The sequence below is a fragment of the Hylemonella gracilis str. Niagara R genome (assembly GCF_000600295.1).
Lineage (GTDB): Bacteria > Pseudomonadota > Gammaproteobacteria > Burkholderiales > Burkholderiaceae_C > Hylemonella > Hylemonella gracilis_A.
Genome location: NZ_JEMG01000001.1, coordinates 1,549,186 through 1,567,077 on the forward strand (window position 1 = coordinate 1,549,186; position 17,892 = coordinate 1,567,077).

Here is a 17,892-nt window from a genome sequence, read left to right on the forward strand (position 1 = left end):
GACGCGCGCCTGTTTGACCCCAGGGCGCGGACCAGGGGACCGTGTTCAAGCGGGTTTGGCGGAGTCTTGGGTGCGGCGGCCAGTCCAGATCGTACGGCTTTGCAGCACGAAACCGACGATGAAGATCAGCAGCCAGGCCAGCAGCGCAGTCTGCACCACGGGGTCTTCCGGGCCGGCGGCCAGCGGCCGCGCGGTGGGCAGGCGAGTCAGCGTTTCGTTGATGCCCGGCACCAGCAACAGGAAGAAGCTGAAGGACAGGCCGAAAGCCTGCAGATAGGGGATGAGGCGACCGAAAAAGCGCAACCGCGGCGCAAGCCAGGCACCACCAAAGGCTGCCAGCAGCGCCAGCACGCCCAGCACATGGCCCGGGTTGACGCCGCCGGTGCTCGACAAACCAAAGGCGGTGAACACCGACAGCGCCAGACCGACCAGGTAGACCCGACCGGACCGGGTGCCGGGTTCGATGCGGCCCCAGTGTATGAAGCCGTACAGGCCCGCGACGACGGGGGCGAGGCTGATCAGGGTGTGGGCAATGCCCAGGATGGAAAGGGGATGCGGCATGTTGGCTCTCGATGGTTTTGAATCTACTAGTAGGTAGTCTACGGGGGTGAAAGAAAAGCGGCCTGTGCCGCTGGGGAAGATGCCTGGTATCAGGCGGGCTGGGTGAGTTTGAGGATGGCCGGCTGCACGATGGCCGTGAAGGACTGCGGGTCGTCCAGGGCGCGGGCGACCAGCATCGCGCCATGCACCGTCGCGATGAAGGCCAGCGCGGAGACGGCCGGGCTGTTGAGCAAGTGGAACTGGCCGCGCGTCGCGCCGCGTTGCAGCACGCCAGTCAGCCAAGTGCTCAGGTCATGGAAGTGGGCCTGGACCTCGGTGGCGACTTCAGCCGGGATGGTCGGCAACTCGGTCGCCAGCATGGCGCAGATGCAGAAGGGGTGTTCGCCACTGCGGATGCAGCCGGCCCAGTAATCCGCGTAGGCGTTGAGCTCGGACAAGGGGTCGTCGAACCGGCCTTCCAGCATCGAGAGGCTGGCCTGGACTTCCTGGCGGTACTGCAAAACGACGGTCTGCACCAGCACCGTCTTGCTGGGGAAATGGTGGTGGATGCTGGCCTTGGCGATGTTCACGCGCGCGGCCAGGTCGGCGTAGCTGAAGCTGTTGTAGCCCCCGGCAACCAGCAGCGAGCGCGTGTGCGCGATGATTTCGGCGGCCTTGGGGGACAGTTCTGAAGACATGGGATAGGGCGGTATGCGCTTTGCAGAATGGGTATTATCCTACTAGTTGGTAGGTTTCTTGTCAAGCGGCCTGATTCGGCTGGATGGCGAGCCAACGCGCGGTAGGTGCCGGCCCGGCCCGGCGCAGCGCTGCCAAGCGCACGCTTATGGTCCTCAGACCTTCAGCACGCCCCGAAACCCCCGCGCTGCGTAATAGGACTGCGCGCCGTTGTGGTAGGTGAAGACCGTGTCGTAACGGCGGTCGCAGAACAATGCGCCGCCGAGCTGGCGGATGCGGGCCGGCGTCTGCACCCAGCTGGAAGTCTTCAGGTCGAATTCGCCCAGCGTCTGCAGCTCGCGGTACTCAGCTTCCGTCAGCAGCTCGATGCCCATGGCCGTGGCCATGTCGATGGCTGTGTCCGCGGGCGGCGCGTTGCCCTTGCGGGACTCCAGACCGGCGCGGTCAAAGCACACGCTGCGGCGGCCCGTCGGGCTCTCGGGCGCGCAGTCGAAGAAGATGAACTCGCCCGTTTTCTTGTCTTGGCCAACCACGTCTGGTTCGCCGCCGGTCTCCTCCATTTCGGCGAGCGACTTCAGCTTGTCGGCCCGCACTTCCAACCTGGCCTGCACCTCGGTCCAGGCCAGGTTGGCGTGGCGTTTCGTGTTGTGCTCGAAGCGGGTCTTGAGCGTCTTGAGCAGGGCATCGCGCTGCGGCGCAGTCAGGGTTGGGTTTTTGGGCATGGTTGTGGTCAGAAAATTTCCGCACAGCCATTTTCCATGGAAGACCGTGAACCGTCCAAACCCGCAGAGGTGGCGCACCTCATCGCCTTTCTTGCCTTGATGCGTGCTGGGGCCATCACGGGAACCGAGTACTTGATCGCTGGCGAGACCATTCCAACAACATGAGCGAAGGCGTGACACTGTTCACCGCGAAGTCCGGCTAGGCGGAGTGCTTGCACGTTCCAGATACCCCAGGCACAAGGATTCCAACTGCCCTGGCAAGGCCCGCGTCAATTTCGCTGGCGCAGTGCCCTCCATCACTGCTTGCATCGCTCCCATCATCGCCGTGCTGAACATGTACGTCACCGTGGGCAGATCATCGAACCAGGCATCCGTCGCCGTGGCCAGCATGGCCGCCAGTGCGCTTCGACCGCGCTGTTGCGCCAGCGCGATCAAAGGTCGGCAATCCAGCTCTCCCACAACCGCATACAGCGCGCGTCCTTCTTCCATGTCTGCCGTCTTTGCCTTGACGAACGCGCGCACGACGACGGCCACCATCTTCGCCAGCGGCTCGCCGTGCACCGATGCTGCCGCTTCTTCCAGGGTGGCTCCGATCCGTCCCAGGTGCCGCTCGAGCACGGCATACAGCAGCGCCTGCTTGTGCGGGTAGTACTGATACAGCGTGCCCACCGACGCCCCGGCCCGTTCCGCGACCCGAATGGTCGTCAGTTTCTGCAGTCCATCGGCCAGCAAAACCTGAATAGTGGCGTCGAAGATCGCGTCCACGGTGGCTTGCGAACGCGCTTGACGCGGCTGTTTGCGGGGCTTCAGGGATGTTCCTGGGCGGGCACTCATATGCGAATTTTCAATCTGAATAATCATTCATATTATCGTGACACTTGATGCACAAGACTTTCTTCACTTCAACAGATTCAGGAGTTTCGCAATGACAGCAGCCTCTCGCGCCGGCGCCTTCAAATTCGGCAGCCTCGCGGTCCATCGCATGGGATATGGCGCCATGCAATTGGCCGGTCCTCATGTGTTCGGCCCGCCCAAGGACCGTGCCGCGGCGCTGGCCGTGTTGCGCGCGGCCATCGAAAGCGGCATCAACCATCTGGACACCAGCGATTTTTACGGGCCCCACGTGACCAACCAGATCATTCGTGAGGCCTTGCATCCCTACCGCGATGACTTGGTCATCGTCACCAAGGTGGGCGCCAAGCGCGGTGAGGATGCCGCGTGGCTCCCGGCCACATCGCCGCATGAGCTGCAGTCCGCCGTTCACGACAACCTGCGCAACCTCGGCCTGGACGTGCTGGACGTGGTGAACCTGCGGCTGATGTTCAACGTGGCGGCTCCCGCCGAAGGGGACGTCGAACCACTGCTGGCCCCGCTGGTCGCGCTGCGGGACCAAGGTCTGATTCGCCACATCGGCCTGAGCAATGCCACACCTGCGCAAGTGGCGCAGGCCAGGAGCATGACGGACATCGTGTGCGTGCAGAACATGTACAACCTGGCGCATCGCGAGAACGACGCGTTGGTGGACAGCCTGGCGCAGGCGGGCATTGCCTACGTGCCGTTTTTCCCGCTGGGTGGGTTCTCGCCGCTGCAATCGTCGATCCTGAACGATGTGGCGGCCCAGCACGAGGCGACGCCGATGCAGGTCGCGCTGGCGTGGCTGTTGCAACGTTCGCCCAACATCCTGCTGATTCCCGGAACGTCCTCGGTGAAGCACCTGGAGCAGAACATCGCCAGCGTCGGCCTGACGCTGGCTGCCGAGGCGATTCAGGCTCTGGATGGGATTGGAGCGGCCAAACAGCAATAAGCCATCGACAGTAAGTTGTCGCGTGGGCTGGGAGGTTGTTTAATCCTCAGCGCTTGCCGATGCTGGATGACACCTTCCAGAGATCCACGCCGCCATCGCGCGCATGCGGTTCGATGGCGGCCAGTTCTTCCGGGCTGAAGGCCAGGTTCTTCAGGGCATCCAGCGAGTCGTCGAGCTGTTCCACGGTACGCGCGCCTATCAGGGCCGAGCTGACCCGCGCGTCACGCAAGACCCAGGCGATCGCCATCTGCGCCAGGGTCTGCCCGCGTCGGGTCGCGATGCCATTGAGCGCCTGGATGTGCCGCAGGTTCTCCTCGCTCAACATGCCTTGTTTCAAGGACCCGCCACGGGTGGCGCGTGCGTCCTCGGGCACGCCTTGGAGGTACTTGCTGGTGAGCAGGCCCTGGGCCAGCGGCGAGAAGGCGATGCAGCCGACGCCGAGTTCCCCCAGGGTGTCGAGCAGGCCCTGCTCGATGCTGCGGTTGAGCATGGAGTAATTCGGCTGGTGGATCAAAAGCGGGACTTTTTCGTCGGCAAGGATCTTCGCGGCCTCGCGGGTGAGTTCGGGCGAGTAGGACGAAATGCCCACGTAGAGTGCCTTGCCCTGTTTGTGCAGTTGCACCAGCGCGTGCATGGTTTCGTCCAGTGGCGTGTTCGGGTCCACGCGGTGCGAGTAGAAGATGTCCACGTAGTCCAGCCCCATGCGCTTGAGGCTCTGGTCGCAGCTGGCGATGAGGTGCTTGCGCGTGCCCGTGGGACCGCCGTAGGGGCCGGGCCACATGGCCCAGCCGGCCTTGGTCGAGATGATCAGCTCGTCACGATGCGGCGCGAAGTCCGCCGCGAGCCAGCGGCCGAAGTGCTCCTCCGCCGAGCCAGCCGGCGGGCCATAGTTGTTCGCGAGATCGAAATGGGTCACGCCCCGGTCGAAGGCCCGGCGCAGGATGGCGCGGCCGGTCTCGAAGCGATCAACGCCGCCAAAGTTCTGCCACAGGCCCAGCGAAATGGCGGGCAGCACCAGGCCGCTGTGGCCCACGCGGCGGTAGGGCATGCGGCCGTCGTAACGGGAAGGGTCGGCAACAAAGGTCATGAGGGTTTCCTTGCGGAGTGATGCGGCTGAAGCAGGAGGGAAGATGTTAGCGTTTGGGCAGGCGGGTCTATAGGCCGGACGCGCGCTCAGAACCGGTCGTGTCCCGGCAGGCGGGCCAGCACGCGCAGGTCGGGGCCGACCGTCACCGTTTCCCGATAGTCCAGCGCGACGGCGTCGTCCAACGTGCTCAGGGGACCGATGCGGGCCATGCCTCGTCCCGCGCCCAACAGCTTGGGCGCGAGGTAGACCAGCAGTTCGTCAACCAGGCCCTCGCGCAGCAAGGAGCCATTGAGCTGGTGGCCGGCTTCGACATGCAACTCGTTGATTTCGCGCTGCGTGGCCAGGTCGCGCAGCAGGGCGCTCAGGTCTACCTTGCCTGCTTCATTCGGCAACTGCATGACGGTGGCGCCCCGCGCTTCCAGGGCTGCTTGCCGTGCGGTGTCGGCCACGGCGGTGTAGATCAGCAAGGGCTGGGCGGCGCGGCCCGGGGCGGTGTCGCGCCGGGGCTCGAACAGGGCGGCATCCAGCGGTGTTTCGAGGCGGCTGTCGACCACCACCAGGCGGGGCTGGCGCGGTGTTTCCACCAGACGCACATCCAGGCGCGGATTGTCTTCGCGCACGGTACCGATGCCGGTGAGGATGGCGCAGGCTCGTGCGCGCCAGGCGTGGCCATCGGCCCGGGCTTCGGGGCTGGTGATCCACTGGCTGACGCCGTTGGCCAGGGCGGTCTGGCCATCGAGCGAGGCGGCGATCTTCAAACGCACCCACGGCCGGCGGCGTTGCATGCGGCTGAAGAAACCCAGGTTGAGTTCGCGCGACTCGGCCGCGCCGGGGCCGACCTCCACCGCCACGCCGGCTGCCCGCAGGCGGGAGAATCCTAGACCCGCGACCTGGGGGTTGGGGTCTTCGAGCGAGGCGACGACCTTGCCGATGCCGGCCGCGGCGAGCGCCTCGCAGCAGGGGCCGGTACGGCCCTGGTGCGCGCAGGGCTCCAGCGTCACGTAGGCGGTGGCGCCGCGCACGTCGTGGCCGCGCGCCTGTGCGTCGCGCAGCGCCATCACCTCCGCGTGCGGCCCACCCGCGCGCTGGGTGTGGCCTGCGCCCAGCAACTGGCCATCGGTGCCCACGATGACGCAGCCCACGCGTGGGTTGGGCGAGGTGAGGTAGAGGCCCTGTTCAGCCAGGGCAAGCGCGCGTTGCATGGGGACGGGCAAAGACATGGGGCGAGTCTAAGCCCAGGACCCAGACGCAAACCAAAACCCAAACCCAAACGCAAACGCAAGCGTTCGATGGGGAGGACAAGATGACGAACAGCACTGCCGCGCATTTGCGCACTGCCGGAATCCGGCTTTTGTCCCCGTGCAGCGACTTACGAGGTTCAGACAGTGTGGTTAGTCTGCCGCCATGCCCGCGCTTCGATCCATCTGCCCAGTTTGTGGACTCCCGCGCCACCGTGTCAGGGGCTTCGCCCTGATGGAGTTGATGCTGGCCTTGGCGATGGCTGCGCTGTTGGCGACCCTGGCGGCGCCTGCCTACCAACGCTTCTTGCTGCAACGCGGCGTGCAGGCCGCCGTGGACGCCCTGGTCGGGGACCTGCGCTACGCGCGGTCCGAGGCCCTGATGCGCTCCGCCCGGGTCAGTGTCTGCAGCTCGCGCGACGGCGCGTCCTGCCTGGCCACGCCGGACTGGGCGGCCGGCTGGATCGTGTTCACCGACGTCGATGGCGACGGCGTGGTCGACGCCGGGGAGCGCGTGCTGCGGGTGCAGGCCGCGCCCGCCTATCTGGCCTCACTCAGCACCTCGGCCGTACGAGCCGCCGTGGTCTACGAAGCCACCGGTTGGGCACGCGCGGCGGGCCGTACCTTCACTTTCACGCCGGTGGCTTCAGTTGCTGGCGCGGGGGTGCGCATCGTCTGTGTGTCCAATCAGGGGCGGGCCGGCACCCGCCCCCCGGGAACCTTGAAATGCAGCTGAGGCCGCGACGCCATCGAGTCCGGTCTTGCCCGGGCCAGCGAGGCGGGACTCTGGTGGAGGTGCTGGTCGCCATGGCCCTGCTGTCCTTCGCGTTGTACGCCCTGGTCGCCGCCCACGCCGCTGCCTTGCGTTACAGCCAGATGAGCCGCCACCGGGCCACGGCCGTGCTGCTTGCGGCGGACATGGGTGAACGTCTGCGCGCCAACCTGGGCCGCACGGGCGAGTCGCAGGCGTCGTCGGCTCCAGGGGAGGACGCTGGAGCTGACCCGACCCCACCGCTGCCGGCGACCGGCTTCTGGGCTGGGGACTACGACTACACGCTGGACTTCCTGCGCCAGCAGGGCGCGGTGGAGGGCCCGGTCGAATCCTGTACCAGCGCAACGAGCCTCTGCACGGCGGCGCAGATCGCAGCCTTGGATCTCGCGCAGTGGCGCCAGGCCGTGCGTCGCCAGTTGCCATCGGGGGCGGTGTATGCCCAGCGCGACCCGGCGCGGGCGATCATGGACCTCTGGGTGGCTTGGCGGGAAACGGCGCGCGTCGCGGTCGAGGAAGCCGAGGCATCCGAGGGCCTACCGATCCCACCAGGCGAATGTCCCGAAGGATGGGGCCAGGGCGAGGACCGAGGGGTCCGGTGCGTGCATCTGCGGGTTGGGCTGTGATGCGGCGCGGTGGCGGGTCTGATCCGGTTCGAGGCGAAGTGCAAGGCGGCTTCACCCTGCTGGAACTGATGGTGGCCCTCTCGCTCGGCCTGGTGGTGGTTGGCGCGGGCTTGACAGCTTATGTGGTGACCGGACGCACCGGGCGCCTGCAGGCCACGCTGGCGGACATGAACGAAGGCGCCCAGATCGGCCTGACCTTGTTGGCGCGCGAGCTGCAGCAAGCCGGTTATGCGCGCCCCTATCGCCTGCAGGTCACGGAGCCGGGCGGTCCAGCCACTGCCTTGGCGCGCACCGTCATGGATCGGCCCGTCTTTGGCTGTGCCTATGGGCTCATCGACAACAGCCACCGCAGCCAGGCTGCAGCCTGGGATGCGACCGTCTGTGCGCCCGCGGCGGGGCCGCGCAACGACGTGGTGGAGATCAGCTACGAAGCTGACCTTGTCAACAGCTCGCCCACGTCCGCCGGTCTGCCGTCGGACTGCATCGGCAGCGGCCTGAGCGCGAGCACCTTGACGATCGACGCGGACACAGGCCAGGCGCTGAGCTACTACCTGACCCGCAACCGCTATTACCTGTCCATGGGCAGTTCGGGCCGCTCCGAGCTGTACTGCGCGAGTGCGCAAGGCGCGCCGGGTCAGCCCCTGGTGGACAACGTCGAAGCCTTGCGACTCTGGTACGGTGAGGCCGACGCCGCCGAGCCCCGGCGCGTGGCGCGTCATGTTGGCGCCGAGGCCGTGAGCGATTGGAACCGCGTGCTCAGCGTGCGCCTGTGCCTGCTCATGCGGGGCAGCGAGGCGGTGCTGGGCGAGGATGACGCCTTGGACTATCAGGATTGCGAGGGCGTGCCGGCCCGCGCCGACGACCGGCATCCGCGCCGGGCCTATTTCACGACCGCGACCCTGCGCGCGAGGATGGCCTGGTGAGGCCGCGCATCCGAGCCGCTGGATTCAGTGGCCAGCGCATGCCGCACCCGTGGCCCGCGGGACCATGCGGGTGGCGTGAGCGTGGGGTGACCTTGCTGGTGGTGCTGGTGCTCTTGCTGATCCTGGGTTTGTCGGCCGCTGCGGTGTTGCGCGACTCAGCATCCGGGGAGCGTTTCGCGCACAACCTGCGGCAGCAGCAGCTGGCCCAGCAGCAGGCCGAACTTGCCCTGCGCCACTGCGAGGCTGAATTGCGCAAGCCGGATGGCAGCGAGGCTGGCCTGGCCCCGGGCGCCTTCTTGCGCGACCCGATGCTGGCGCAAGCCGGGCTCGCGCGCATTGCCTGGGACGCAGCACCAGCCTGGCGCCTGGGCGCGAACTGGACCGGCATGGGGGGGCCGGCCAGCGGACGGGTTGTGCTGCCGCAGGAACTGGCCGATTTGCCCTTGTCTGGATCCGCACCGGGACGGCGCCCCGAATGCATGGTGGAACTTCAGGAACTGGCCGATGGCGCACTGGTGCATGTGATCACTGCGCGGGGCTTCAGCCCGGCCTATCCCACTGCAGCGGGCGTGGACCCGACGGCACTTCCCGCCAGCGGTGCCGTGGTCTGGCTGCAATCGATGGTCCTGCTGGGCGAACTCGTGCCTGCGGGCGATGCCTCGGCGAGGCGTCCCATCGTGGATCGGCTTTGGCGGCGCATCCTGCAACCGCCGCTGCCCTGAGGCATCACGGTCAGCATCATGAAGCACCAGCAGGTAGGCATGCGGCACGCTCAACGACACCGTTCCAGGTCCCTGTCGTTCCGATGGTCCGGGCCGTGGGCACGGGCTTGGGGCTACACGCTGATCGAATTGATGGTCGTGGTGCTCATCGTCGGCATCCTGGCCGCTGTCGCCTACCCGGCCTACACCCAGCATGTGCGCCGGGCCCACCGGGCCGAGGCGCGCGCGGCCTTGCAGGACGCGCAGCAGTACATGGAGCGCTACTACGCGGCCTACCAGCGCTACACCACGCAGGCCGACCAGCCGCCGACCTTGCCACGGCGTCTGCGCACCGTGCCCGAGGGCGCGACCGTCGAGGCCGCGCGTTACCAATTGAGCGTGAGCGAGGCCCAGGCCGATGCCTACACACTCACCGCCACGCCTGCGCCGGGTTGGGACGAGGCCTGCGGCAGCCTGACCCTGAAGCACACGGGCCTCAAGGGGCGCACGGGTACGGCGCTGTCGGTGCCAGATTGCTGGCGTTGAGTGCTGGTTTTGCCGGGTCGCACCAGGCTCGGGCACGCGTGCTTCAGCGCCGGAATTCCTCGACCAGGGTTTTGAACTCGTCGATGTCCTCGAAGCTGCGGTAGACGCTGGCGAATCGCACGTAGGCCACCTTGTCGAGTTTCTTCAGCTCGCGCATCACCAGTTCACCGATGCGCGCGGACGGCACTTCACGCAGCCCCAGGTTGAGCAGCTTTTCCTCGATGCGTTCGATGGCGCTGTCGATCTGCTCGGTGCTGACCGGGCGCTTGCGCAGGGCCAGCTGCAGCGAGGCCATCAGCTTGCCGCGCTCGTACTCGATGCGTCGCCCGTCCTTCTTGACCACGGCTGGGAAGTTGACTTCCGGCCGTTCGTAGGTGGTGAAGCGCTTCTCGCAGTGTCCGCACTGGCGGCGGCGGCGGATGAAATCCCCGTCTTCCGAAATCCGGGTCTCGACGACCTGGGTTTCGGGGTGACTGCAGAAGGGGCATTTCATGGTGTTTGCCGTTGAGCTGAGGTTTTTATGCGCGAGCACCCGTGGAACCGGCTTTGCCGGTCCACTGGGTGCGTCCCCCCTGCCACCGCAGGTTGGCGTTCAGGGGGCTGAGGGTTGCGGCTCCAAGCCTGCCTGCGTAGGCTTGGACAACCCGAAGAACCATTGCCTCTGGCAATGGGTGTCGGGGCGCGCAGCGCCTCAGGGGGGGCTTCATTTGTAGACAGGGAACCTGGCCGTGAGTGCGTTGACCTTGGCACGCACGGCGGCGATGTTGGCTTCATCGCGCGGGTTGTCCAGCACGTCGGCCACCAGGTTGGCCGTCATGCGCGCTTCCTCGTCCTTGAAGCCGCGCGTGGTCATCGCGGGCGTGCCGATGCGCACGCCGCTGGTCACCATCGGTTTCTCCGGGTCGTTGGGGATCGCGTTCTTGTTGATGGTCATGTGGGCGGCGCCCAGCAGGCCTTCAGCTTCCTTGCCGGTGATGCCCTTGGCGCGCAGGTCCACCAGCATGACGTGGCTCTGCGTGCCGCCGCTGACGATGCGCAAGCCGCGCTGGGTCAGCGTTTCGGCCACGATCTGCGCGTTTTTCACCACCTGCTGCTGGTAGGCCTTGAAGGCCGGCTCCAGCGCTTCCTTGAAGGCCACGGCCTTGGCTGCGATCACATGCATCAGCGGGCCGCCTTGCAGGCCGGGGAAGATGGCGCTGTTGATGGCCTTCTCGTGCTCGGGCTTCATCAGGATGAAGCCGCCGCGCGGGCCGCGCAGGCTCTTGTGGGTGGTGCTGGTCACCACGTCGGCATGCGGCACCGGGTTGGGATAGACGCCCGCGGCGATCAGGCCCGCGTAGTGCGCCATGTCCACCATGAAGATCGCGCCGACTTCCTTGGCGATCTTGGCGAAACGCGCGAAATCGATGTGCAGGCTGTAGGCCGAAGCCCCGGCGATGATGAGCTTGGGCTTGTGTTCACGGGCCTTGGCTTCCATCGCCTCGTAGTCGATGGCTTCCTGCGCGTTCAGGCCGTAGCTGACCACGTTGAACCACTTGCCCGACATGTTGAGCGGCATGCCGTGCGTCAGGTGGCCGCCTTCGGCCAGGCTCATGCCCATGATGGTGTCGCCGGGTTTGAGGAAGGCCAGAAACACCGCTTCGTTGGCAGATGCGCCGCAGTGCGGCTGCACGTTGGCGGCGTCGGCGCCGAAGATCTGCTTCACGCGGTCGATGGCCAGTTGCTCGGCCAAGTCCACGAATTCGCAACCACCGTAATAACGCTTGCCGGGATAGCCTTCAGCGTACTTGTTGGTCAGTTGCGTGCCCTGGGCCCACATGACGGCGGGCGAGGCGTAGTTTTCGCTGGCGATCAGCTCGATGTGCTCTTCCTGGCGCTTGTTTTCGGCCTGGATCGCTGCAAAGAGTTCGGGGTCGGCTTGTTCGACGAGGATGTTGCGGTTGTACATGGCGTGCAAGTGTGCAGGTGGAGCGGGTGGTGACGCGGGCCTGTTCCCCCTGCGGTCGCGCCACGCAGGACGCGATGCAAGCGGAAAGGCTGCCCAGGCGCACGGCAAAACGCGTCGGTTGCCGACCGGCCGGGAGGCCGGCGTCATGCCGCGCGGCACGCTCCCCGGTGGTGGCCCACGTCAGCCACGCCGGCCGGTGAAAAGCGGGTGTTTTCCCGGGCGGCGGGCCTATCGCCAGTCGCGTGCCCGGCTAGTGTAGCCCAGCGCCGGCCAGGGTTCAGTTGCCGAGCAGCGCGACGGTCTGCTTGCTCGCCTGTGGAGCCTCGGCGCCGGACTGTGTGACTTGCATCGTGCGGGCGCGCACGGACGGCTTGGGCACGTCGGGCACCGGCTGTGCGCGGTGGGCAACGATGGTCAGCAGGCGATGCTCGCTCAGGACCTTGGCCACGTAACCACCATCGCTGGGTAGGTTGGCCGCGCCCACGTAACGGCGCAGGCCGCCTTCGATCGAGCCTGCGCGCATGATGTACTCGCGCAGCACGCGCGCGCCCACGTACAGATTGGTCAGCGGATCAAAAGCCGCCAACTGGCCGCCGAAGGGTTCGTATTTCTCGCTGTGCAGGTGCGTCATGACCTGCATCAGGCCCTGGGCGCCGACCGGGCTCTGGGCGAAGGGGTTGAAGCCGGATTCGATGGCCATCACCGACAGCAGGAGCAAAGGGTCCAGCTTGTACTTGTGGCCGATCTGATAGGCCTCCAGCACCAGTGCAGACAGAGGCTGGGGCGCGATGCGGTAGCGGCGGCTCAGCCATTCGGTGACGGCGGCCTGCTGGGCGCTGAGGGTCTGGGGATCGGTGGCGGTGGCCCGACCCACGGTGACCAGGGGGCTGGGTTCCTCGAGCGGCGCGCCGAACTGTCGGATCTGCAACCAGCCCATGAGCTGTTCCTCGCCAGCCTTGCGCCAGCCGGAATGTGCGGCCAAGGCGAGCAGGAAAAGAATCACACCCAGACCCAGCAGGGCAAAGCCATTGTGGGCCATGGAATACAAGAACTGGGTAAGGCGGCGCGGCATCTTCCGCAAGTGGTCGCCCATGTCATCAAGCGCTGTCATAGCAATCCTCATCTCGCGCGGCTCGAACGGATTGCACAACACCGTGCCATGCCGACCGCGGCGTGCGCGGGTCCTGGCAGACGGGTGTCGTGCGGGTCTGAGCCGCGTCTGGGTTGGTACGTCATCGGTCACGCGAGCATCCTTTAGTGCATGCCCGCGCTTCTGATCCGATGTAGCCGGTATCGGCAGCGGAGCCCCGGGGTATTCCCACTGACAGGGAAGAAGGCGCAAATCGCAACCTCGGGGTGCGGGGCCGCGCGGTGGCGCCCCGTCAAAGCAACGAATTGTAATGGGGGCGGCATGTTTTTCCATCCATATGGTTGGGCTATGGCCGTGATAGCGGCAACGGTATTCAGTACTTAAATTCCATGAAAATCATTGAAAATCAACGCATTGGCTTTTTAATGAAAGGTACTTGATGAGCTGAGCCGGGGTTTGTAACGGTGCCGCTGTGGGGGCAAAACTGTGGGTTTGGCGCGACTCGGCACAAAAAAAACCTCAAGTTCCATGTGACCAAGCCGAGCCCTGGCTGGCTTGCACCGGCCATCTGGTGCTCGCTCGTGCTTTTTGGGGGCAGCTGTAACACCCGTCGATCTACGGGTTTCCCATGGATGACGCAGCTTTATCCGCGCAAACCAGCGCGCGGGCGGCGACAATCCGGGTTCTGAAAAAACCTGCGCGGCAGGTTTTTGTTTTTTCGATTCCCATTTGATATGTCATCTACCTCTGCTCCTCAGGACCCCCAGGTCAGCCAGCCCTGGATCGACAAGGCACAAGCCTTGCTGGACGCGCCGCATCTCAATCTGGCCGAGGCCCAGGCTTGGCCGCGCGAGGCTGCCAAGGCGGGCGCCCCCCTGAGCCGCGAACCCCTGGCCGCATTCCGTTCTCGCCTGGCCGAGCGGGTCCAGGCCGTCGAGGATTTGCAACACCGTGCGCAGGTGGAGCGCGAGGCGGCGGTGCTGCTGGTCCAACGCATCGAATCCCTGTCCACCAAGCCTTGGCGCGAGGCGCAGGCGGGTTCGGAAAGCCTGGGTGCCGACGTCGCGCGCTGGTTGACCGAGGCCGGTGCGCTGTTTCAGGCACGCGAATGGCCCAGCGTCGCCCAGGGCGCTGATGCAGCCAGTGGCGCGGCAGCCAGTGCCGGTTCGCGCATCGCCGCGCAGCTGGACGCCGCGCGCGCGCAGCTCGGGCTGGTCTGGGAAGCCTTCAGTGCTGCCTTGGCGCAGGCCCGCCTGGCGGCGGAAGACGCCAGCGCGCCCTTGCCGCAGGTGCCCGTCTGGGCCGAGGAACTGCGCCAGGCCCGGGGCGAACCTGGTGCTGCGGGGGGCGCCGATGTCCAGTCCGCCACGGCGGCCGCCGCGCCTTTGTCCGCCGCGCAGGCGCGGCAGAACGACCCGGTCCGTCTGGATCTGATCACCAAGGCCGAGGCCCTGTTGCAGGGTGATGGCACGCCAGCCCTGGCTGGCCGCAAGCTGCAGGAAGCGCTGCGCAACTTGCGCGAGCAGTGGAAGAAGCTGGACCTGAGCGCGGGCGCACCGCATCCACTGCTGTGGAAACGTTTTGACGATGCGTGCGGTGCCGCCCATAAAGTGGTGCAGGTCTGGCTGGACAAGCTCAAGGCCGAAACCGCCGAGCACAAGGCCAAGCGGCTGGCCCTGATCGAGGAACTCAAGCAATGGACTGCCGCGCGTGCGGTCACCCAGCCTGGCGACGCGCCAGCCGCCGAAAGCGTCCAGACCGATTGGAAAACCTACAACCGTGAACTGCACCAGTTCAGCGAGCGTTGGCGTGAGGCCGGCCATCTGAGCGAAAAAGCCTTTACCGAATTGTTGTCTCGCTGGAAAGCGGCCTGGGACATCGCCCACGCCCCGCTGGTGCGTGCGCAGAAAGCGGGCCTGCAGCGGCGACAGGCCCTGGTGGAGGAAGCCAAGCAATTGAGCGCTGCCCATGCGGCGGGCGCAGCCTTGCGCATCGACGAGGTGAAGGCCCTGCAGCAGCGTTGGCAGGCGGAAGCCCAGGCCATGCCGCTGGACCGCCGCCAGGAACAGAAACTGTGGGAGGCGTTCCGCAAACCCATTGATGACGCTTTCGCGCTGGACGCCGAGCGCCGGCCCGCCCGTGGCAATGAACGGGGCGATCGTTCCTCGCGGGGGCCGGGCGAAGGCAAGGGTGAGCGTTTTGCCGCGCGTCAGGCGGTCGACCCGCAGACTCTGACCCCTTACGACCGCGCGGTCTACGAGGCCGCGCAGGCCCTGCAGGCGGCCAGTGCCAGCGATGACGCGCAGGCCATCCACGCGGCGATGGCCGCGCTGGAGGCCGCGCGCCGCGCCGATCCCAAGTCGTCCCCGCTCGCAGCGCCCTCTGCGGACGCGAGCACTGGCGCTGCGTCCGAGGAAATTACCCAGGGCGCGAGCCTGGACAGCGCCACGCCGGCCCCGGCCACGCCCCGCAAGCCCGTGGTGGCGGTGCGCGGCGACGACCGCCCCGGTATGCGCAAGTCCGAGCCTGCCGCGCCCGCCGGGCGCGGCGACCGTGGCAAGCCCGGTCCGGGCCGCGACGAGCGAGGGCGTGGTCTGCGCGACACGACGCGGGGCGGTCCGCCGTCCACGGCGCATCAACCGCGCCTGGGTGACGCCGCCTTCCGCGCCCAGCGCGACGCGCTGGAACATGCGCAGGCCGCCCTCAAGAAGCTGGCCGCGCAGGCCCATGGCGAAGCCCTGGGCAAGTTGCTGGACGCCTGGGCGCAACGCAGCGCCGAGCAACTGCCCAGCACCCAGGAGCTGGGTCGGGCCGTGGGCGCCGGCGCGCGCGCACTCTGGAGTCAGGCGCTCGCATCACCCGCGCAGGGTGACGGTGCTGAAGCGCTGCTGCGGCTGGAAATGGCTGCCGAGGTGCCCACGCCCGCCGACCATCTGGCGGCGCGCCGTGCTTTGCAGTTGCAACTGCTGACTCGCCGCAACGACCCGACCCCGACCCAGACCTGGGGCCAGGACGTGGCCCGTGTGCTGGGCGCGGCCCACACACCCGAGGCCGCGCGACGCCTGCAGCAGGCGCTCAAGGCGTTGTTGCGCGGCTGAGGGGGACGGGCCGCCGCCCCAGTCGCCGGGCTGAGCTGAACCGCGGCAGACGCCAGCGGCCTGGCCAGGGGCCGGCGTGGATGACTTCCGTGAATCCGCAGTTTCACGCGGTGCGCCGAATCGCGGTGCTAACCTGCCAGTGTGTTCAACATCGTTCCACGCGAAGGGGGCTTGATGGAGCAAAGGCAGCAAGCACCGCGCGAACAGCGCTTGGACCTGCAGCAGATGTTGCGGGAGCTGGCGGTCGAGTCGGGCCATGCGCTCGCGCCCGCCTCGACGGTACACACCGTTGACTTCGGCCGTGTGCCGAGTCTTGCGCAAAACGCCAACTCGGCGGGGATGTCGTCGGACGACGGCCGTGTTTAGGCCGTCCTTCCTGCAGGAACTGCTTGCCGCCGGGTTGGCGAGTGAGAAGGTGGTCGATGGCCTTCAGTTGATGTTCGGTGCGCGGCACCTGGATATCGCCAGCCATCTGGCCCATACGCTGGAGACGCCCACGCTCAAGGCCCGCCTTGCTCAGATCTACGCAGCCAGCATCGGTAAGGAGACCGTTGCGCTGGACCGGGCCGTGGTCCAGGCCGACGCCCTGGCCTGCATCACGCTGGACGCCGCGCGCCGCTTGAACTGCCTGCCTCTCCAACTTACTGGACGGACGCTGGTGGTGGCCATGGCGCGGCCCGAGGACGTGAGCGCGGTGGATGAGGTCAGGCGCGCGGTTTCGACGGGACTGCCAGTGCAAGCCCAGACGTCCGCACAGACCGTGGACACCGTGCAAGCCGTCTTCGCCTTCGCGCAGGACATTGAGAACGGCATTGAAATCCAGTACACCGGCCGCGCGGGCTTGGCCGCGCTGGCGCGCCAGATCAGCCTGGAGCTCGGCCGCCCCGCGCGCGATGCCTCGGCCACCGCATCCACTGCGGGTGTCCAGGGGCAGGCGGCGGCAGTGTCTGGCGCGGGGGAACTGGTGCGGGGCTTGCTGCTCTACAGCCTCAAGCATCGCGCGAGCGATCTCCATATCCAGCCGATGGCGAATGCGCTTGCACTGCGCTTTCGCATTGACGGCCTACTGCAGACCCGGCTGACCTTGGACAAAGACCTGCTGGCGCCCCTGCTCTCCCACCTCAAGCTGATCGCTCAACTGGATTTCGCCGAGAAGCGCCGTCCTCAAGACGGCCGCGTCAGTCTGCTTCAAAAGGGGCGCAGCCATGACTTCCGCCTCTCCATCGTGCCCAGTGTCTTTGGAGAGAAGGCGGTCATCCGTGTGGTGGGTTCGTCCGACCAGCGCGTCACGCCGCTGGACGAGCTGGGGTTTTCCCACGCCAACCACGCCCTGCTGACGCAACTGATCCAGCGCCCGCATGGTGTGCTGCTGGTCACAGGCCCCACGGGCTCGGGCAAGACCACCACGCTCTACGCGGCGCTGGCCCGGCTGCAGAGACCGGAGGTCAACATTGTCACGGTGGAGGACCCGGTGGAACTGCGCATCGACGGCGTCACCCAGATCCAGACCCACGCGGCCATCGGCCTGGATTTCGCGCAGGTCCTGCGCGCCGTGCTGCGCCAGGACCCGGAGGTGCTGCTGATCGGCGAGATCCGTGACCTGGAAACCGCGCGCATTGCCACCCAGGCCGCGCTCACCGGCCACCTGGTGATGGCCACCCTGCACACCAACAGCGCCTTGCAGGCCGTCACGCGCCTGGTCGAGATCGGCGTGGCGCCGTTCCTGGTGGCGCCCTCGGTGATCGGCGTGCTGGCACAGCGTCTGGTGCGACGCATCTGCCCGCATTGCAAGGAGCGTTACGAACCGGACGCCGAGGTGCTGGAGGCTCTGTTTCACAACCGGGGTGACGCGCCGGTCCACTTCTGCCGTGGACGTGGCTGCGCGCGCTGCCACGGCAGTGGTTACGCGGGGCGCATCGGCATCCACGAAGTTTTTGTGCTGACCGACGCCATCCGCGATCTGATTTCACGGCAGCAGTCCCTGGTCGAGATCCAGCGCGCGGCCCTGCAGGACGGGTTTCGCTCCATGCGTCACGATGGCCTGCTCAAGGTGCTGCAGGGCCTGACGACCCTGGAGGAAGTGGACAAGGCGACGGCCTGGTGA

At 66.8% G+C, this 17,892-nt stretch carries 18 protein-coding genes; 9 read left to right on the forward strand and 9 right to left on the reverse strand.

What is annotated here, in order from left to right; genetic code table 11:
* Positions 1–45: 45 nt before the first annotated feature.
* From AZ34_RS07165 to AZ34_RS07180, 4 genes are all read right to left on the reverse strand, one after another.
* Entirely contained in the window at positions 46–561 is a 516-nt protein-coding gene (locus AZ34_RS07165; RefSeq protein WP_035606460.1) for a hypothetical protein, read from the reverse strand.
* 89 nt (positions 562–650) lie between these two features.
* Complete coding sequence (locus tag AZ34_RS07170; RefSeq protein ID WP_035606463.1) at positions 651–1,238, reverse strand: TetR/AcrR family transcriptional regulator; 588 nt, start codon at positions 1,236–1,238, stop codon at positions 651–653.
* A gap of 153 nt (positions 1,239–1,391) precedes the next feature.
* The gene (locus AZ34_RS07175) at positions 1,392–1,958 is read right to left on the reverse strand and encodes a DUF4256 domain-containing protein (protein WP_035606466.1); all 567 of its coding nucleotides are present in this window, start codon (positions 1,956–1,958) and stop codon (positions 1,392–1,394) included.
* Positions 1,959–2,141: 183 nt separating this feature from the next.
* Positions 2,142–2,819 carry a TetR/AcrR family transcriptional regulator gene (locus tag AZ34_RS07180; RefSeq protein ID WP_231495477.1) on the reverse strand — a complete coding sequence of 226 codons (678 nt, stop codon included), beginning with the start codon at positions 2,817–2,819 and terminating at the stop codon, positions 2,142–2,144.
* A gap of 64 nt (positions 2,820–2,883) precedes the next feature.
* Between AZ34_RS07180 and AZ34_RS07185 the strand changes: the two genes are divergently transcribed.
* On the forward strand, positions 2,884–3,762 hold the full coding sequence (locus tag AZ34_RS07185; protein ID WP_035606472.1) for an aldo/keto reductase family oxidoreductase: 879 nt from the start codon (positions 2,884–2,886) through the stop codon (positions 3,760–3,762).
* Positions 3,763–3,808: 46 nt separating this feature from the next.
* On the opposite strand, the gene mgrA is transcribed toward AZ34_RS07185, so the two are convergent.
* Positions 3,809–4,849 carry an L-glyceraldehyde 3-phosphate reductase gene (gene mgrA, locus AZ34_RS07190; protein WP_035606475.1) on the reverse strand — a complete coding sequence of 347 codons (1,041 nt, stop codon included), beginning with the start codon at positions 4,847–4,849 and terminating at the stop codon, positions 3,809–3,811.
* Between the two features lie 86 nt (positions 4,850–4,935).
* Positions 4,936–6,069 (reverse strand): bifunctional diaminohydroxyphosphoribosylaminopyrimidine deaminase/5-amino-6-(5-phosphoribosylamino)uracil reductase RibD, encoded by a 1,134-nt coding sequence (gene ribD / locus AZ34_RS07195; protein WP_035606478.1) that lies wholly within the window; start codon positions 6,067–6,069, stop codon positions 4,936–4,938.
* Positions 6,070–6,322: 253 nt separating this feature from the next.
* Here ribD and AZ34_RS17575 point away from each other — a divergent pair, with 253 nt between their 5' ends.
* The 5 genes from AZ34_RS17575 (at position 6,323) to AZ34_RS07220 (ending at position 9,652) form a co-directional block, all read left to right on the forward strand.
* Positions 6,323–6,823, forward strand: coding sequence for a GspH/FimT family protein (locus tag AZ34_RS17575; protein WP_051509596.1), 501 nt, complete (start codon positions 6,323–6,325; stop codon positions 6,821–6,823).
* A complete protein-coding gene (locus AZ34_RS07205) occupies positions 6,814–7,482 on the forward strand; it encodes a prepilin-type N-terminal cleavage/methylation domain-containing protein (RefSeq protein WP_081767117.1) in 669 nt (222 codons plus the stop codon). Before AZ34_RS17575 ends, AZ34_RS07205 begins: the two co-directional genes overlap by 10 nt.
* Complete coding sequence (locus tag AZ34_RS07210) at positions 7,455–8,405, forward strand: PilW family protein (protein ID WP_231495478.1); 951 nt, start codon at positions 7,455–7,457, stop codon at positions 8,403–8,405. Before AZ34_RS07205 ends, AZ34_RS07210 begins: the two co-directional genes overlap by 28 nt.
* An 86-nt stretch (positions 8,406–8,491) precedes the next feature.
* Positions 8,492–9,127 (forward strand): hypothetical protein, encoded by a 636-nt coding sequence (locus AZ34_RS07215; RefSeq protein WP_035606487.1) that lies wholly within the window; start codon positions 8,492–8,494, stop codon positions 9,125–9,127.
* Positions 9,128–9,166: 39 nt separating this feature from the next.
* Complete coding sequence (locus AZ34_RS07220) at positions 9,167–9,652, forward strand: type IV pilin protein (protein ID WP_081767312.1); 486 nt, start codon at positions 9,167–9,169, stop codon at positions 9,650–9,652.
* A 43-nt stretch (positions 9,653–9,695) separates the two neighbouring features.
* Here AZ34_RS07220 and nrdR read toward each other — a convergent pair whose 3' ends face one another.
* From nrdR to AZ34_RS07235, 3 genes are all read right to left on the reverse strand, one after another.
* Positions 9,696–10,145: a transcriptional regulator NrdR gene (gene nrdR, locus AZ34_RS07225; protein WP_035606490.1), complete on the reverse strand. Its 450-nt coding sequence runs from the start codon at positions 10,143–10,145 to the stop codon at positions 9,696–9,698.
* A gap of 210 nt (positions 10,146–10,355) precedes the next feature.
* Positions 10,356–11,600, reverse strand: coding sequence for a serine hydroxymethyltransferase (glyA, locus tag AZ34_RS07230; protein ID WP_035606494.1), 1,245 nt, complete (start codon positions 11,598–11,600; stop codon positions 10,356–10,358).
* Between the two features lie 277 nt (positions 11,601–11,877).
* Entirely contained in the window at positions 11,878–12,711 is an 834-nt protein-coding gene (locus AZ34_RS07235) for a lytic transglycosylase domain-containing protein (RefSeq protein WP_035606498.1), read from the reverse strand.
* Positions 12,712–13,424: 713 nt separating this feature from the next.
* Between AZ34_RS07235 and AZ34_RS07240 the strand changes: the two genes are divergently transcribed.
* The 3 genes from AZ34_RS07240 (at position 13,425) to AZ34_RS07250 (ending at position 17,892) form a co-directional block, all read left to right on the forward strand.
* Positions 13,425–15,788, forward strand: a complete 2,364-nt coding sequence (locus AZ34_RS07240) for a DUF349 domain-containing protein (protein ID WP_081767119.1) — start codon at positions 13,425–13,427, stop codon at positions 15,786–15,788.
* Positions 15,789–15,929: 141 nt separating this feature from the next.
* Complete coding sequence (locus AZ34_RS18660; protein WP_231495479.1) at positions 15,930–16,154, forward strand: hypothetical protein; 225 nt, start codon at positions 15,930–15,932, stop codon at positions 16,152–16,154.
* On the forward strand, positions 16,147–17,892 hold the full coding sequence (locus AZ34_RS07250) for a GspE/PulE family protein (RefSeq protein WP_197026511.1): 1,746 nt from the start codon (positions 16,147–16,149) through the stop codon (positions 17,890–17,892). Before AZ34_RS18660 ends, AZ34_RS07250 begins: the two co-directional genes overlap by 8 nt.

Excerpts from the sequence above, each read along its gene's own strand:
- AZ34_RS07165 (WP_035606460.1), bottom strand. The coding sequence starts at position 561 with ATGCCGCATCCCCTTTCCATCCTGGGCATTGCCCACACCCTGATCAGC.
- AZ34_RS07170 (WP_035606463.1), bottom strand. The coding sequence starts at position 1,238 with ATGTCTTCAGAACTGTCCCCCAAGGCCGCCGAAATCATCGCGCACACG.
- AZ34_RS07175 (WP_035606466.1), bottom strand. The coding sequence starts at position 1,958 with ATGCCCAAAAACCCAACCCTGACTGCGCCGCAGCGCGATGCCCTGCTC.
- AZ34_RS07180 (WP_231495477.1), bottom strand. The coding sequence starts at position 2,819 with ATGATTATTCAGATTGAAAATTCGCATATGAGTGCCCGCCCAGGAACA.
- AZ34_RS07185 (WP_035606472.1), top strand. The coding sequence starts at position 2,884 with ATGACAGCAGCCTCTCGCGCCGGCGCCTTCAAATTCGGCAGCCTCGCG.
- mgrA (WP_035606475.1), bottom strand. The coding sequence starts at position 4,849 with ATGACCTTTGTTGCCGACCCTTCCCGTTACGACGGCCGCATGCCCTAC.
- ribD (WP_035606478.1), bottom strand. The coding sequence starts at position 6,069 with ATGTCTTTGCCCGTCCCCATGCAACGCGCGCTTGCCCTGGCTGAACAG.
- AZ34_RS17575 (WP_051509596.1), top strand. The coding sequence starts at position 6,323 with ATGGAGTTGATGCTGGCCTTGGCGATGGCTGCGCTGTTGGCGACCCTG.
- AZ34_RS07205 (WP_081767117.1), top strand. The coding sequence starts at position 6,814 with ATGCAGCTGAGGCCGCGACGCCATCGAGTCCGGTCTTGCCCGGGCCAG.
- AZ34_RS07220 (WP_081767312.1), top strand. The coding sequence starts at position 9,167 with ATGCGGCACGCTCAACGACACCGTTCCAGGTCCCTGTCGTTCCGATGG.
- nrdR (WP_035606490.1), bottom strand. The coding sequence starts at position 10,145 with ATGAAATGCCCCTTCTGCAGTCACCCCGAAACCCAGGTCGTCGAGACC.
- glyA (WP_035606494.1), bottom strand. The coding sequence starts at position 11,600 with ATGTACAACCGCAACATCCTCGTCGAACAAGCCGACCCCGAACTCTTT.
- AZ34_RS07235 (WP_035606498.1), bottom strand. The coding sequence starts at position 12,711 with ATGACAGCGCTTGATGACATGGGCGACCACTTGCGGAAGATGCCGCGC.
- AZ34_RS07240 (WP_081767119.1), top strand. The coding sequence starts at position 13,425 with ATGTCATCTACCTCTGCTCCTCAGGACCCCCAGGTCAGCCAGCCCTGG.